This window comes from Microvirga ossetica, assembly GCF_002741015.1.
In the GTDB taxonomy this organism is placed as follows: Bacteria; Pseudomonadota; Alphaproteobacteria; order Rhizobiales; family Beijerinckiaceae; genus Microvirga; species Microvirga ossetica.
In genome coordinates, this window is record NZ_CP016618.1 from 146,814 (window position 1) to 161,992 (window position 15,179).

Annotated in this window: 14 protein-coding genes and 1 pseudogene; 10 read left to right on the plus strand and 5 right to left on the minus strand. The window is 62.7% G+C overall.

What is annotated here, in order from left to right:
- Positions 1 to 680: 680 nt before the first annotated feature.
- From paoC to BB934_RS35225, 4 genes are all read right to left on the minus strand, one after another.
- A complete protein-coding gene (gene paoC, locus BB934_RS35210; RefSeq protein WP_099514443.1) occupies positions 681 to 2,900 on the minus strand; it encodes an aldehyde oxidoreductase molybdenum-binding subunit PaoC in 2,220 nt (739 codons plus the stop codon).
- Between the two features lie 3 nt (positions 2,901 to 2,903).
- Positions 2,904 to 3,854 (minus strand): FAD binding domain-containing protein, encoded by a 951-nt coding sequence (locus BB934_RS35215; RefSeq protein WP_099514444.1) that lies wholly within the window; start codon positions 3,852 to 3,854, stop codon positions 2,904 to 2,906.
- Positions 3,851 to 4,486: an aldehyde dehydrogenase iron-sulfur subunit PaoA gene (gene paoA / locus BB934_RS35220; protein WP_099514445.1), complete on the minus strand. Its 636-nt coding sequence runs from the start codon at positions 4,484 to 4,486 to the stop codon at positions 3,851 to 3,853. Before paoA ends, BB934_RS35215 begins: the two co-directional genes overlap by 4 nt.
- A 487-nt stretch (positions 4,487 to 4,973) precedes the next feature.
- Positions 4,974 to 5,867, minus strand: coding sequence for a LysR family transcriptional regulator (locus tag BB934_RS35225; protein ID WP_099514446.1), 894 nt, complete (start codon positions 5,865 to 5,867; stop codon positions 4,974 to 4,976).
- Between the two features lie 115 nt (positions 5,868 to 5,982).
- On the opposite strand from BB934_RS35225, the gene BB934_RS35230 reads away from it, so the two are divergent.
- From BB934_RS35230 to BB934_RS35260, 7 genes are all read left to right on the plus strand, one after another.
- Positions 5,983 to 6,405, plus strand: coding sequence for a (R)-mandelonitrile lyase (locus BB934_RS35230; RefSeq protein ID WP_099514447.1), 423 nt, complete (start codon positions 5,983 to 5,985; stop codon positions 6,403 to 6,405).
- Positions 6,405 to 7,235 (plus strand): SDR family oxidoreductase, encoded by an 831-nt coding sequence (locus tag BB934_RS35235; protein WP_099514448.1) that lies wholly within the window; start codon positions 6,405 to 6,407, stop codon positions 7,233 to 7,235. The genes BB934_RS35230 and BB934_RS35235 overlap by 1 nt, the downstream gene beginning before the upstream one ends.
- 20 nt (positions 7,236 to 7,255) lie before the next feature.
- Entirely contained in the window at positions 7,256 to 8,218 is a 963-nt protein-coding gene (locus tag BB934_RS35240) for an aldo/keto reductase (protein WP_099514449.1), read from the plus strand.
- 14 nt (positions 8,219 to 8,232) lie between these two features.
- Positions 8,233 to 8,838: an NAD(P)H-binding protein gene (locus BB934_RS35245; RefSeq protein WP_099514450.1), complete on the plus strand. Its 606-nt coding sequence runs from the start codon at positions 8,233 to 8,235 to the stop codon at positions 8,836 to 8,838.
- 34 nt (positions 8,839 to 8,872) lie between these two features.
- A complete protein-coding gene (locus tag BB934_RS35250; protein ID WP_099514853.1) occupies positions 8,873 to 9,418 on the plus strand; it encodes a flavodoxin in 546 nt (181 codons plus the stop codon).
- Positions 9,415 to 10,263, plus strand: coding sequence for a formylglycine-generating enzyme family protein (locus tag BB934_RS35255; protein WP_099514451.1), 849 nt, complete (start codon positions 9,415 to 9,417; stop codon positions 10,261 to 10,263). The genes BB934_RS35250 and BB934_RS35255 overlap by 4 nt, the downstream gene beginning before the upstream one ends.
- Positions 10,264 to 10,383: 120 nt before the next feature.
- Complete coding sequence (locus BB934_RS35260; RefSeq protein ID WP_099514452.1) at positions 10,384 to 11,565, plus strand: adenylate/guanylate cyclase domain-containing protein; 1,182 nt, start codon at positions 10,384 to 10,386, stop codon at positions 11,563 to 11,565.
- Positions 11,566 to 11,775: 210 nt separating this feature from the next.
- Here BB934_RS35260 and BB934_RS35265 read toward each other — a convergent pair whose 3' ends face one another.
- A complete protein-coding gene (locus tag BB934_RS35265) occupies positions 11,776 to 12,405 on the minus strand; it encodes a Rossmann-fold NAD(P)-binding domain-containing protein (protein WP_099514854.1) in 630 nt (209 codons plus the stop codon).
- A gap of 504 nt (positions 12,406 to 12,909) precedes the next feature.
- On the opposite strand from BB934_RS35265, the gene BB934_RS35270 reads away from it, so the two are divergent.
- From BB934_RS35270 to BB934_RS35280, 3 genes and pseudogenes are all read left to right on the plus strand, one after another.
- Positions 12,910 to 13,140, plus strand: a complete 231-nt coding sequence (locus BB934_RS35270) for an AbrB/MazE/SpoVT family DNA-binding domain-containing protein (RefSeq protein WP_099514453.1) — start codon at positions 12,910 to 12,912, stop codon at positions 13,138 to 13,140.
- Positions 13,130 to 13,531: a PIN domain-containing protein gene (locus BB934_RS35275; RefSeq protein ID WP_099514454.1), complete on the plus strand. Its 402-nt coding sequence runs from the start codon at positions 13,130 to 13,132 to the stop codon at positions 13,529 to 13,531. The genes BB934_RS35270 and BB934_RS35275 overlap by 11 nt, the downstream gene beginning before the upstream one ends.
- A gap of 57 nt (positions 13,532 to 13,588) precedes the next feature.
- Positions 13,589 to 14,505: pseudogene (locus BB934_RS35280) on the plus strand (recombinase family protein).
- The last annotated feature ends 674 nt before the right edge of the window (positions 14,506 to 15,179 follow it).

Sequence of the window (15,179 nt, forward strand, 5' to 3'; positions counted from 1 at the left end):
CATGAGCAATGCCGGCACCGCCGCGCCCACGCACACGAGGCCGCAATGCCCATACTGCGGCGGCCGCGTGATCGTCATCGAGACATTCGCGCGCGACCTCACGGCCCGCGCGCCGCCCTGGACGTGGTTGCCATGACCTCGAACCGCCCCTCACCGGATTGCAACGCCGCCGAAGTAGCGCACCATCGGCGGCTGGATCGCTTCGTGTGGCTGAGGTCAGCGACCTGCGCCGCACGGCTCGAAACGCTGGAATCCTCAGCCCTTCAACGGCTGCATCGCAAACTGCACGGGCTTCACGAGCCCTGGCCACCTCTCGAAGAATTACGACCCGCTCGCCAAATGCCTTTACCCGGCCAAAGCCGACGAGGCGGAACCGTCAAATCCCCATAGATCCGGAAACTGCAATCTTCATCCCGCGGGTTCTTTCGCTGGAGGCTTTTGGACACTGGCCCCAGTACATCTAGCTGCGTCTGTGATAGCTTGCATTCGAAACCCGTCACAGAAGCGGAACTTGGAAGTCAACTGACACCGACATTCCTTATCCAAGCGCTGCCGGGGCTACGGCAAGCGCCCCGCTGATGTCAGCCCGGATCAGCGCATCGCTCTGCAGGACCATCGACAGTTCCTGCCGGCAATGACTCCCCAGCCGCCAGGTATGCAGTGTAAACGCGAGGCGCGTCTCAGACGGCCTCCGGCAGGCGGTCGATGAGCTTGTCGAGCGTGAGCGGATAGTCGCGGATGCGAACGCCGGTGGCATTGTAGACCGCGTTCGCGACCGCCGCTCCGACGCCGCAGATGCCGAGCTCGGCCACGCCCTTGGCCTTCATGGGCGAGGACATTGGGTCGACCTCGTCGAGAAAGACGACTTCCTGGTGCGGGATGTCAGCATGGACCGGCACCTCATAGCCCGCAAGGTCGTGGTTGACGAAGAAACCTCGCCGCTTGTCCACGGCCAGTTCCTCCATCAAAGCCGCCCCGACTCCCATCGTCATCGCACCGATCACCTGGCTCCTCGCGGATTTGGGATTGAGGATGCGCCCAGCCGCGCACACGGCGAGCATCCGCCGAACCCGAACCTCGCCGGTCGCTGCGTCAACCCCGACTTCGACGAAGTGGGCCGCGAAGGTCGATTGCTGGTGCGTTTTGGCGAGATCGCCGTACTCGATGAAGTCTTCCACGACAAGCTCACCCGCGCTCGCGGCCTCGGCAAGCGGTACGCTGCGGTTGCCCGATCGCACGTCGCCGTCCGAGAATACGGCGTCGGCGGCGTTGAAGCCGAGTTGCTGCGCGACGGCTTCGCGCAGTTTGACACAGGCAGCGTAGACCCCGGCGGTCGAGTTGTTCGCCCCCCACTGACCGCCGGAGCCGGCGGAGACCGGAAAGGCGGAGTCGCCAAGCCGCACGGCCACCTTGTCCAAGGCTACCCCCATCATCTCGGCCGCGGTCTGGGCGATGATGGTGTAGGAGCCCGTTCCGATATCGGTCATGTCGGTTTCAACCGTGACCACTCCTTGACGGTTAAGCCGGACCCGCGCCGCGGACTTTGTCAGGAGGTTGTTGCGGAAGCCCGCCGCCACGCCCGCTCCGACGAGCCAGCGTTCGTCCCGCACCTGGGCAGGCTGGGGATTGCGCTTGTCCCAACCGAAGCGCTCGGCACCGAGTCGAAGACAGCCGACGAGATCGCGATGGGAGAAGCGGCGGTCGGACTTCTCTGGATCGACCTGGGTGTCGTTCAGGATCCGAAAGTCGACCGGATCCAGGCCGAGCTTCTCCGCCATCTCGTCCATGGCGACCTCAAGCGCCATCATGCCGGGTGCCTCGCCCGGTGCGCGCATCGCGTTGCCTTCCGGAAGGTCGAGCGGAGCCAGCCGCATGGCCATCAGGCGGTTTGCGCCCGCGTAGAGGAGCCTCGTTTGGGACACCGCCGTCTCGGGCTTGCCCTCCGCCAGATTGCCGGAGGTGCTCTCGTGCGCGATGGCTGTGATCGTGCCGTCACGGTTCGCGCCAATGCGGATGCGCTGGATCGTGGCAGGCCGATGGGTGGTATTGTTGGCGACGAGCGGGCGACTCAGTGCCAACTTGACGGGTCTGCGCGCCGCCTTGGCAGCGAGCGCTGCCAGCACGGCATCGGCCCGGATGAACAGCTTTGCTCCGAAGCCACCGCCGATATAAGGCGAGTCGAGGCGAACGTTCTCTGCCGGAATACCGAGGATTTTGGCAATGCTGCCTTTGCCCCAAGCAATCATCTGGTTTGATGTCCAGAGCGTCAGCCGATCGCCATCCCATGCCGCGATCGTGGCGTGCGGCTCCATCATGGCGTGGCTCTCATCGGGCGTCGTGTAAGTCTCGTCGAGTTTCACCGGCGCGGCCGCGAACGCACCCTCGAAGTCGCCGACGCGGGCCTCTGGAGGTCCGCTGCTGCCTTCCCCGCTATCGTCGCCAATGAGCGGGGCGTTCGGCGCCTCGGCGGCGAGATCGAACTTCCCCGCCTCGGGCTGGTAGTCGACGCGGATCAGGTAGGCCGCGGCCCGGGCCTGCTCGAAGGTCTCCGCGACCACCACGGCGATCGCTTGGTGGTAATGCTGAATGACCGGTCCGCCGAACAGGTAAGCGGCATTCATCATGCCGCGCTCCAATCGGGGCATGTCGAGCGTCGTGACGATCGTCAGAACGCCTGGCGCCGTCTTGGCCTCCTCCAGGTGCATGGCAACGATGCGGCCTTTAGCGATCCCGGAGCCCAGCACGAAGCCATAAGCCTGGTCTGGCACAACGTCGTGCCGCTCGTAGGCGTAGGGCGCGGTGCCGGTTGTCTTGTAGCGTCCATCGATCCGGTCGGTGGGTCGGCCAACAACCTTGAGCTGGTCAATCGGATTGGTACTGGCGGGAGTGTCGAACCGCATGTCTCAGCTCCTCGCTTCGGAGATCACCGCGCCGAGCGTGCGCTCGACAAGCGCTACCTTGAACGCGTTGTCGTGGGTCGGCTTGGCACCGGCGAGCAGCTGTTCCGTGACCGCCCTGGGGCCGCGCGGCAGAGCGGCTTCCGCCGCTTCGACCCGCCACGGCTTGTGCGCCACGCCGCCCACAGCCACACGTCCTGAGCCGTCCCGCTGAATGACAGCCGCCACAGACACCAGAGCGAAGGCGTAAGACGCGCGGTCGCGCACCTTGCGATAGATCTGCCGGCCGCCGATGGGCGGGGGCAAGGTCGCGGCGGTGATGAGCTCACCGGGCTCCAGCGTCGTCTCCACGTGGGGCGTGTCGCCGGGCAGGCGGTGAAACTCAGCAATCGGGATCGTCCTGGTCGCGCCGTCGGCCCGCACGGTCTCGACCGTCGCGTCGAGCACGCGCATGGCGACCGCCATGTCGCTCGGGTTGGTGGCGATGCAGGCATCACTCACCCCGATGATGCCGAGCTGCCGGCTGAACCCGTCTAGGGCCGAGCAGCCGCTGCCGGGCCGCCGTTTGTTGCAAGGCTGAGCGGTGTCGTAGAAGTAGGGGCAGCGGGTGCGCTGGAGAAAGTTTCCCGCCGTCGTTGCCCGGTTGCGCAACTGGCCGGACGCCCCCGCGAGCAGCGCCCGTGACAGGACACCGTAGTCGCGCCGAACGCGCTCGTTGGCAGCGAGGTCGGTGTTACGGACAAGTGCGCCGATCCGAAGCCCACCTTCCGGGCTCGGCTCGATGGTGTCGAGCTTCAGCCCGTTCACGTCGACGAGGTGGGTGGGTGTCTCGATCTGCAACTTCATCAGGTCGAGCAGATTTGTGCCACCCGCGATGAACTTCGCGCCAGGCGTGCGGGCGACGGCGGCGGCTGCCTCAGCAGGCGTGTTTGCGCGTTCAAAGGTGAAAGCTCTCATCCCTGCCTCTCCGCGACCTCGGTCATGGCCTCGACGATGTTGGAGTAAGCGCCGCAGCGGCAGATGTTGCCACTCATCCGCTCGCGGATCTCGGCCTCGCTGAGCTGCGCTGGAGCTGTGAGGTCGGCCGTGACATGGCTCGGGATCCCGGCCTTGATCTCGTCCAACACCGCCACACCCGAGCAGATCTGTCCGGGCGTGCAGTAGCCGCACTGATAGCCGTCATGCTTGATGAACGCCGCCTGCATGGGATGCAGGTCGTCCGGCGTGCCGAGCCCCTCGATCGAGGTCACCGCGCCGCCCTGGTGCATCACGGCAAGAGTGAGGCAAGAATTGATCCGCCGCCCGTCGACCACAACCGTGCAAGCGCCACACTGGCCGTGATCGCAGCCCTTCTTGGTGCCGGTGAGATGCAAGTGCTCTCGCAGAGCGTCGAGGAGCGTTGTGCGGGTGTCGAGCTCGAGCGTGCGAACCTGCCCGTTCACGTTGAACGAAACCTGTGTCATCACAGGCGTCCCGACCGGTACGGGTTGTGCTTTCACCGAAAGCGGCGCCGTCGCGAGCGCCGCACAGGCTCCAGCTCCGACCATCACCTCGCGCCGGTTCACATTCAGCTCTCCAGGATCCGACATGTCGGCCTCAATTCCCTATTGCCTGCGGGCGTCAGTTCCGCTTCGCCGCAGTTATGAACTTAGCGTCGCTCGCCAGAGGCGCGGCCGACATCAGGCGACAACGGCCCATCGCCTGAGTTGTTTCAACTTAAGTCAGACATAGCCAAGCGATTAGAGGGTCGCGGCGACATAACCTTATGATTGGCATTCATGAATGCTCATCACCTTCGGCTGGCAAAGTGCGCAGACAGGATTACGATTTAGGCTGCAAATCGTTCATCTTGGCCGGGATTTGGGCCCTTTACCCCGGGTATACGCAACCTCGTGGCGGATCTCTACCTACCACCGCCGTGGGCTATCAGCCTCCCTTCGAGCGTTCGAGCTGAGCAGCAGATTTCACAGTGAAATCAAAGCTTAGAAATGGCCCGCCGGAGAGGATCTAATTGAGAACCCATATGTCACAGTCGCGCCTGTGAAAGTCCCTGGTGGCCGAAGCCGCCTGTCCCGTTCAAGCCTTCTCTCTGAGTGCGTCCAGGAGCAGCTGGAATGCCGGAGACGAGTGCCGGCGCGAAGGATAATAGAGATGGTAGCCCGTAAATGCCGGGCACCAACGTGTAAGGACCCGCCGCAGACGGCCGTCGGCTATATAGGGCGAGGCCATGTCTTCCGGGACATAGGCCAGGCCGTGACCTGACAGTGCGGCCGAAAGGATCGGCACACTGCTGTTGAAGGCCAGCTGACTGTCCACCCTTACATTCAGCGACTGGCCATCCCGTTCGAACTCCCACGCATAGAACCCCCCGTGAGTGGCCAGCCGCAAATTGATGCAGCGGTGGCCAGTCAACTCGTGCGGCGACTTCGGCACGCCATGTTCGCGGAAATAGTCAGGGGTCGCCACCACGGCCATGTGCCAGTCGGGGCCGATGCGAACGGCGATCATGTCGCCGGCGACTTCCTCGCCCAGGCGCACCCCGGCGTCATAGCGGCCCGCAACAATGTCCGTGTAGCCATTGTCGATGTCGACCTCGACCGTGATATCGGGGTACTGGCGCAGAAAGGCATCGAGCTTTGGCCAGAGGATGCTGCGAACGGCATGCTCACCTGCATTGATGCGCAGCGTGCCGGTGGGCTTGTCTCGCGTGGCCATCAGCGCATCCACGGCGCGGTCTATGTCGTCGAAATGATGGGCAATGTCGTCCAGCAAGCGCTCGCCGGCATCGGTCAGGGCGACGCTGCGGGTCGTTCTTGTCAGCAGCCGCACGCCGAGCCCAGCCTCAAGCTTGCGGATCGTGTGACTGAGAGCTGACGGCGACAAGCTCAGCTGGGCAGCCGCGCGGGTGAAGCTGCGCTCGCGGGCGACAGTCCTGAACGCAAGAAGGTCGTTTAGATCGGGGCGCAGCATTATTGAATCCCATTCACAAGCTCATGCCGATAATACCATCTAATCGTAGAATAAGACGAGGACTACCTTCGTTGCCGAGCGCTGGGATCGCAATCGCCCCGCGAATGAGGACGCTATGAAACTAGCCCGTGAAGGATCACACCCGTCCGACAGGGGACCGGCCGACCGGTTTACAGGGACCGTCCGCATCGACCCACTTTTCACAGCTCTAGCGGGGTCGAGAGCCGCGGCGAATACCGTGACGTTCGAGCCCGGCGCGCGCACGGCATGGCACACTCATCCCCTGGGGCAAATGCTCGTCGTCACCGCGGGATGTGGCCGAGTCCAGCGTGAAGGCGGCCCCATAACGGAAGTCCGCCCCGGCGACGTCGTACGTTTCGCCCCCGGCGAGAAGCACTGGCACGGGGCAGCACCTTCAACCGCCATGACGCACATCGCCATTCAGGAGACGGTCGAAGACCAAGCCGTTGTTTGGCTGGCCCATGTAAGTGGTGGCGAATATGGCCGCTCGCATTTAACCGGCCAAGGAGAACAATGATGGGTAATGTCAATGTCTTGATTGGCGCCGGATCGATCGGCCAGGCCATCGCGCGGCGGGTAAGCGCCGGCAGGCATGTGGTGCTGGCGGACCTTCGCCAGGAAAACGCCGATGCCGCGGCCAAAGTGCTGCGTGACGCCGGGTTCGAGGTCAGTACGGCAACTGTCGACGTATCATCGCGGCCTTCCGTCCAAGAACTCGTTGAGCTCGCGGCAGGTCTCGGCGATATTACGGGAGTCATTCATGCGGCCGGCGTGTCACCGTCGCAGGCCTCACCGGCGACGATCCTTGCAGTCGATCTATACGGCACAGCCGTGGTCCTCGAAGAGTTCGGCAACGTCATCGCAAAAGGCGGCGCCGGGGTCGTGATTGCTTCCCAGTCTGGCCACCGGTTGGGCGCCCTGACGGTAGAGCAGAACGCAGCGCTTGCGACCACGCCTGCTGAGGATTTGCTTTCGCTCGCGATGCTCCAGCCGGATCAGGTCAAGGACTCGCTCCACGCCTACCAGCTCTCCAAACGCGGGAATTCCCTCCGCGTCATGTACGAAGCCGTTCGATGGGGGCAGCGTGGCGCGCGGGTCAACACGATCAGCCCGGGCATCGTCATCACGCCGCTTGCGAGGGACGAGCTGACGGGCCCGCGCGGTGAAGGCTACCGGCGGATGATCGAGCTATGTCCGGTCGGACGCGCCGCGACTCCAGATGAGGTTGGCCATGTCGGGGCGCTGCTTCTGGGGCCGGACGGCGCCCTCATCACAGGAAGCGACTTCCTCATGGATGGCGGGGTCACAGCTTCCTACTGGTACGGCGAACTCGCAGCGAAACAATAGAATACTGAAAGGACAAGACCATGAAAAAGCGCGTGCTCGGACAAAGCGGACTCGAAGTCTCGGCCATCGGCCTTGGCTGCATGGGCATTAGTCAATCATACGGCCAGCCGCTGGCCCTGCCTGATGCGGTGAAGCTGATCCGCGGCGCCTTCGAGCGCGGAATCACATTCTTCGATACGGCTGAAGTCTACGGACCCTACAAGAACGAAGAGGTCGTGGGCGAAGCCCTTCAGCCCATCCGCGACCGGGTTGTTATCGCCACCAAGTTCGGCTTCGATATCGAAGGCGGCGGCGCGATGGACAGCAGCCCGCAGCGCATCCGCACGGCCGTAGAAGCGTCGCTGAAGCGCCTGCGCACCGACCGGATCGATTTGCTGTATCAGCACCGGGTCGATCCCAATGTGCCGATGGAGGATGTTGCCGGGACGGTCAAGGAGCTGATCTCGGAAGGCAAGGTTCTGCACTTCGGCCTCTCGGAAGCCGGCGTGAACAACATCCGCCGCGCCCACGCGGTTCAGCCCGTTGCCGCCCTGCAAAGTGAATATTCGCTGTGGTGGCGGGAACCGGAGGAGCAGATCCTACCGGTTCTGGAGGAACTCGGAATCGGCTTTGTGCCGTTCAGCCCGCTCGGCAAAGGCTTCCTGACCGGTACGATCGGCACGGACGTGAGCTTTGGGAAAGACGACTTCCGGAGCACGGTACCGCGCTTTACGCAGGAAAATCTCGCCGCCAACCAGAGGCTTATCGAGGCGCTCAGTCATATCGCCCGGACAAAGCAGATCACGCCCGCCCAGCTCGCCCTCGCCTGGGTGCTGGCCCAAAAGCCGTGGATCGTCCCCATCCCTGGGACAACCAAGCTGCATCGCGTGGAAGAGAATATCGGCGCGTCCACTATCGAACTTTCCCCGGACGATCTTGCCGCCATCGACGACGCGATGTCAGGCATCGCGGTTCAGGGCGAGCGCTATTCACCCAGCCATTAGGCGCGGATCGACCGATGACCGGCGCCACTCAACAGCCAGCGAAGGTGCTTGTGCTTGGGGCGAACGGGCAACTCGCCCGCAACACCACGCGCGTTCTCTTAGAACAGAGCAACGCACGGTTGACCCTCTATCTGCGTCGGGCCAGCCGGCTTGAGAACCCGGACCCTTCACGGGTGCGGGTTGTCGAAGGCGACGTACTCGATACGGCTGCACTGCGCTCGGCGATGCAGGGCCAGGACCTCGTCTATGCGAACCTCGCCGGCGACATGGCGCGCCAGGCCCGCAGTATCATCGATGCGATGCACGAAACGGGCGTGAAGCGCCTGATCTTCATCAGCTCGATGGGCATCTATGGCGAGGTGCCGGGCGAAGCGTACCGGAGCGTGCTCGATCCGTACCGCGACTCGGCTGCCGTAATTGAAGCCTCGGATCTCGCCTACACAATTCTGAGGCCGGGCTGGTTCGATCAGACACCCGCTGTCGACTACCAGATCACGCACAAGGGTGAACCATTCGGCGGGCACGATATTTCGCTGAACAGCCTGTCTGACCTAATTCTGAAGCTCGTTACCACGCCCGGCCTTCATATGCGCGAGAGCCTGGGGGTGAGCCGTGGTTGACCTGTCCCGCCGCAATGCCCTGCAAGGCCTCACAATGCTTCCGCTCGCAGGGAGCATAGGTACGGCCGTACGTTCAGCCTCAGCGCAGGATTTGCGGGTGCCCGCCTCACGCACCCTCGTCGCGTTCTTCAGCCGTACCGGCAACACCCGGGTCATAGCAGGTCAGATACGTCGCGCTCATTCGGCTGACATCTTTGAGATTGTGCCGGCCACACCTTACCCTGAAGACTACCAGGAGACCGTGAGTCAGGCACAGCGTGAGCGCGACTCCGGCTTCGAACCGCCACTGCGCGAAACCGTGCGCGCAATTGCGGCCTATAGCATCGTCTTTCTTGGCTTTCCGATCTGGGGCACGACCGCTCCGTCCGTCATCCGTACTTTCCTTTCGAGCCACGACTTGGCGGGAAAGACGCTGGTGCCGTTCATCACGCACGGTGGGTACGGCCTTGGCAGCAGCCTTTCGGTCGTCCGCTCGCATGCCCCGCAGGCACGCTTGATTGAAGGTTTCGCACTGGAAGCGGATCAGGAGCGCCGCACGCTCGAACAGGTTACTGGCTGGCTGGGAGGCCTACCATTATGAACATCCGCACCACGCTTTTCGCTTGCATCGCTTTTGTCGTGTTACCGATCCTAAACGACCCTGCGCATTCGCAGGAGGCTTTGCCCGGCAGCATCTACAAGAACAGCAGCGGCATAGAGTTTCTACCGATCCCCGCCGGCAAGTTTCTGATGGGCTCTCCCGATAGCGATAGCGATCGCGAGGCGCGCGCATTCGAGAAGCCACAGCATGAGGTGACGATCAGCAGACCCTTCTACCTGAGCCGCTTTGAGGTCACCCAGGCCCAATGGGAAGCAGTGATGGACTCGAACCCCTATACGCTCGATCGCTCGAACCCATACTACAACCTGCCCGGCATGGCCGAACGGATCACGAGGCCCCACCATCCGGCCACGGTGTCCTGGAATGACGCGCAAGAATTCATTGCCCGGCTAAACCGGATGGAGGGCGGGAACCGCTACCGCCTGCCAACCGAAGCCGAATGGGAATATGCCGCACGCGCCGGCACAACAACGGCTTATTCCTTCGGCGACAACGATGCCGACCTGGGCCGGCACGCTTGGTTTGGGGAGGACTTCGCCACCGGCGGCACCCATCCCGTGGGGCAGAAGGCGCCCAATCCCTGGGGCCTCCACGATGTCCACGGCAATGCCTGGGAATGGGTGCAAGACTGGTTCGACCCGGCCTACTACGCCAGCAGCCCCTCGGTCGATCCCACTGGGCCACAACAGGGGAGCAAGCGCGTCGTACGAGGCGGGAGCTGGCACAGCACGGCGACCAGCTGGCGCATGGCGTTCCGGCGAGACTACGATCCCGACTACCGCGGCATCAGCATCGGGTTCCGGCTGCTGAGGGCGGCGGACTAGGCATGGCCGTTTGATCGACTGGGCTATGGCTCGCCGAACAGCGCCGCGGGGCGTACCCTCGTACAGGTTCGTTATGAACGCCTGCGCGGCTGCTCGCGGCAAAACGGCAAGGTCCGACTTATGAGGCGAACCGAAGATATCTCGCTCTGGCTGGCGAACGAGGCACCCCATGACAGCGTCAAAGAGTTATTCGCCGGCTTCTGCCAGAAGATAGTTCGGTCCGGGGTTCCGGTCTGGCGCGCCTCCCTGGGCCTGGAGGTACTGCATCCGGAGGTGAGCGGCTGGCAGCATGTCTGGACGGACGAGACCCTGTCGGTGCACGCCGCGGATCGGGCCACGGCGCCGACCTCCGAGTCGTATCTGAACAGTCCCACCCGTATTGTCGACGAAACCGCGCGGCCGTTCCGCCGCCGGCTCGAGGCACCTTGCCTTGACATGCCGCTCCTCGAGGAACTGCGCCTGGCCGGCGCGTCCGATTACGTCATGTATCCCCTTCCGTTCCTCGATCAGACCCGGACCGCGGTCGTCTCGTTCGCGACCCGGGAGGAACAGGGCTTCGACGCGGCATCCCTGGAGGCGCTGGAACTGGCTGTAAGGCTTCTCAGCCCGTATCTGGAGCGGCATGTCCTGCGCCGCATCGCCGTCGACCTGCTCGACACCTACGTCGGTCCCCGCACCGGACAGCGCATCATTGAGGGACGGGTGGACCGCGGCGCCGTCGAGATGATCGAGGCGGCGATCTGGTTCTCCGACCTGCGCGGGTTCACGCTCCTGTCCGAGCAATCGCCCATCCCCGAGGTGCTGGCCCACCTGAACGCCTGGTTCGGAATCGTCGGGGAGGTGGTGGAGGTACATGGAGGCGAGGTGCTGAAGTTCATCGGCGATGCCGTGCTGGCGATCTTCCCGACCTCCGACGAGCATGACCGCAGGGCAGCCTGCCGGAAGGCTCTGGCGGCCGCGCAGGAGTTCGTCCGGAGGACAGACGCCGAAAATGACCTGCGCCGATCGGCGGGTACATCAGCTTTGGTCCATGGCCTGGCCCTGCATGTCGGCGAGGTGGCCTATGGGAATGTCGGAGCCCCGCATCGGCTGGATTTCACGGTCATCGGCCCGGCGGTGAACCGGGCCAGCAGGCTCCTGGACCTGGCCAAGCGGCTCGACCAGCAAGTGCTCGTTTCGCAAGCTCTTGCGCGGGAGGTACGTCAGCCCCTGGTGGATTTGGGGCGCCACCAGTTGCGAGACGTCGAGAGGTCGCAGCGGGTCTTTACGTTGCCCAACCAAGGCAGTGTTGGATCGCACTGACCAGCACGCCAAGGCATCTCCATCCGCTCAGTACCTGCAGACCGAGCCGACTTTTCACTCGCTGCTGGACCGTCTCCTCTGGTTCAGGCCGTGAAGTTCGCCGACCGCTCGGAATGTCGGATATTCCCATCTGAAGCGGATGTTCAAGCTATTTCTGCCTCACGCCAAAGTGAGGCCCTTGGACGTCACAGGATGCAGGGCTGAGGTTTCTCATGTCAGCTCGGCCGAACCCACAAGGTGGGTCCCAGAGCGGGCCGTAACGGCCGCGTCCACTAAGGCGTGCGCAATCCGCTCGGCTGGGTTGATGCGCAAGCCTCGGGGCAGGATCGGCTTGAGAAGCCCGAGGGCCAGCGAGGCCACTTGCTCCATCGGGCGAGCCTCTTCCCGCCTCCCGCCAATCAAGCCCGGCCGCACGAAGGTCAGGGATGGAAAGCCAAGCGTGGCGAGGTCGCGCTCCAGCTCGCCTTTCACTCGGTTGTAGAAGAAGCGCGAGGATGGGTTTGCGCCGATCGCGGAGTTCAGGACGAAGGTGGGCGTGCCGTGCTCTCGGGCAAGGCGGGCAACGGCGAGCGGGTAACCGTGATCGACCCTGCGGAATGCCTCCTTCGATCCGGCGGTGCGCATCGTCGTTCCAAGCGTGCAGATCACCGCGTCAGCCCGCCACCACGGGGCATCCTCGGGTAAGCGCTCGAAGTCGACTGTCTGCGTGAGGAGCTTCGGGTGCTCGTGCAGCTCGCGGCGGACCAAGGCGACCACGGCACTAACCCGACGGTCTGCGAGCACGAGATTGAGAACATGGTGGCCTACGAGCCCCGTCGAACCCATAAGAAGAAGCTTCATCTCACCGACCATTCCCCAAGCCACAGCCTGGAACCCTATCTGGTGTCATGAGGCGTACTCAAGCCATTGAGCGAGCGTCGTTCCCGACTGTTCGTCATTAATCTAAGCCCTTGTAAAAGCGGTAAGTTGGATCAACAAGCGAACTCAATCCGAAACTTACTTCGGTGCCCTATGAGGCCATCCTTTACTCGCAATTGGTATCGATAACTGCCGCTTATCGGCATCTCGCATCACGGATGCCGAACGAAGCCCCGAATTCCCTGAGAGAACTGTCAAAACCTTAATTTTCAAGGCATTTTCGCCCGGTTTTAGTAGGCCCCTCCCCTCCTCGTCACGCCATCAAAATGGTCTCAGCAACGATCCCAAATGGCCAGATGCGGCTATCCGCAGACATTGTACAACAGCGGACTCCGATTTGTGCTTTGACAGGCAGCGCTGGTCTTGCTTCGGTGCACCTCAAGAACTAGATATACATCTAACATTTCGTATATCATGGAGGATGTAATGCAGGTAGCCAAGTGGGGGAACTCCCTTGCTGTCCGCCTCCCCTCAGCCGTCGTCGACGCGTTGAAGCTGAAGGAAGGCGACGACATCGAAATCATCGTTGCTGGATCGCGCTCCTTCGAGGTCTCAAAAGCCCCTGATGCGGCCGAGACCCTCGCACGCCTGCGGCGATTCCGTGGCCGCCTCCCCGCTGGGTTCAAGTTCGATCGGCTTGAGGCCAATGAGCGGTAAGGCCTTTTTCGACACCAATGTCGTCTTGTATCTGCTATCTGAGGATGCCGCCAAAGCTGATCGGGCCGAGGCTCTCCTGGCTTTGGGGGGCACAGTAAGTGTTCAAGTCTTGAACGAGGCCGTGAGCGTCATGACTCGAAAGCTCAAGATGGATCTCGACGAGGTCCGGGAGGTCTTGGCTGGAGTACGGCACTTTTGCGCGGTCGAGCCGATAACCACCGATACCCATGATGTGGCGCTCAACGTCATGAAGCGCTACGGCTTCTCGATCTATGACAGCCTAATTGTCGCCGCAGCCGTCAGCGCCGGCTGCGAGACCCTCTTTTCGGAGGACCTACAAGACGGCCAGCGGGTTCAAGACAGTCTGACCATCGTAAATCCGTTCAAGTAAGGCATAAGCTCGGTCCGTTTAGATGAGCCTGAAGCGAGCTCCAAGGTTTCTCCGGCGATGAAGGCCCCCTCCCCTCCTAAAGCCAACCTAATCGGCTATGCCCGTGTTTCTACAGAGGACCAGGCAACCGACCCCCAGATTGATGAGCTCCGGGCTGCCGGCTGTCTTGTAATCCATCAGGAGTTCGCCTCAGGCGCCTCTCGGAGCCGCCCCGTTCTTGCAGGCACTCTGCGCAGCATCCAGCCCGGAGAGACACTGGTTGTAGTCCGTCTTGATCGACTGGCCCGATCTGTAAAGCACCTCCTGGAGGTCATTGAGCAGCTGGAAGCCCGCGGCGCACATTTCCGGTCACTGGGTGACCCAATCGACACCACCACCCCACAGGGCATGTTCTCTCTGCAGGTTCTGGGGGCCGTCGCCCAATTGGAGCGATCCCTAATCGCCGAGCGGACAAGGCAGGCATCAAGGCTGCGGCCCGCCGCGGGAAGCTTCCAGGCAATCCCGGCTTGAGGGCGCGAAATCCGATTGCAATTCGCAAGGCAGCGGCGGGTTGGTCCCATGCTCATCTCGAAGGGGTTCTTGAGACGGTCGATACCTGGCTTCCGACCGTCCGCCGACTTCGGCCTCAACACACATGGGATGACGTGGCCCGCGTTCTCAATGCCTCAGGACAATCATGGACAGCCGAACGGCTGCGGCGGACGACCAAACGGCTAGTGAAGGAAGGTTTGGCCGAAAAGTCCCTTCTGACGAAGTCCCCTCCCCGTCTTCCCAACGAGCGCTTACTCACGCTGGTTGCGGGCATCGCTATGGCGGCACCTAACCTTAACTTGCGTGAAATAGCTGCCCAGTTAGAGCGCATGCGGGAACGTGCCCCGCGCGGAGGGGCGCGATGGTCAGCGTCATCGGTGAAGTCCCTCCTGGACCGGGCGACTAAGCTTGGGCTAACCACCAGTAACACAGGGGCTGAATAGGGTTGCAACAGCCCGCCTACCAGTCTCCGTCTGTCTCATCGAAGCTGGAAATTTCGCTCGCGATCTCCTGCAGCGCTCGATCCAACGGGCTATGCCGGCGGGCATTGAGAGTGCGGTCACCACCCCCCTGCCCTGCCCGTGCCATCCGCTTCTTGAGGATGCGAATGCCTCGAACGACTAGATGAGCAAGCTCTTCATCGCCTAGCTCGTTAACCATATCTTCCAGTTCATAGCGGCTTGAGCGCTGTGCCAGAGAAGCAAGCGAAACAGCCTGGACAGGTGGCTCCTTAGGAACCTCACTTTCGGTAGGGGCCAGTCGTTTGGTAGCTGCAGGCTTTGGCGCCGGTGCCCCAAAGAGGTCTCCCTGTCTCTCGTCCCAGGAATATCGCCGCCGCATCAGGCCCCTTCTCCAAAGTTGGCGCACTCCTACCTTTTGGTAAGGCGCTCGCCCTGGCTCCGGATCCGGGATCGGGCCAGCCCTGTAAGTTACAAGATGAAACCGAAGCGTGCACGCGTGCCCTATACTGTGCCCTCCCCCATCGGATATCTTCCGTTGGGCATCCGGTGGCTTCACGGAGCAAATTTGAGAAAGGCTTCCCTCAAACAGACCTTCAAGTATTGGAGGCTATCGACCTGTGCCTCCACGTTGTTCTGCCGCGCATGCGATGCACCCA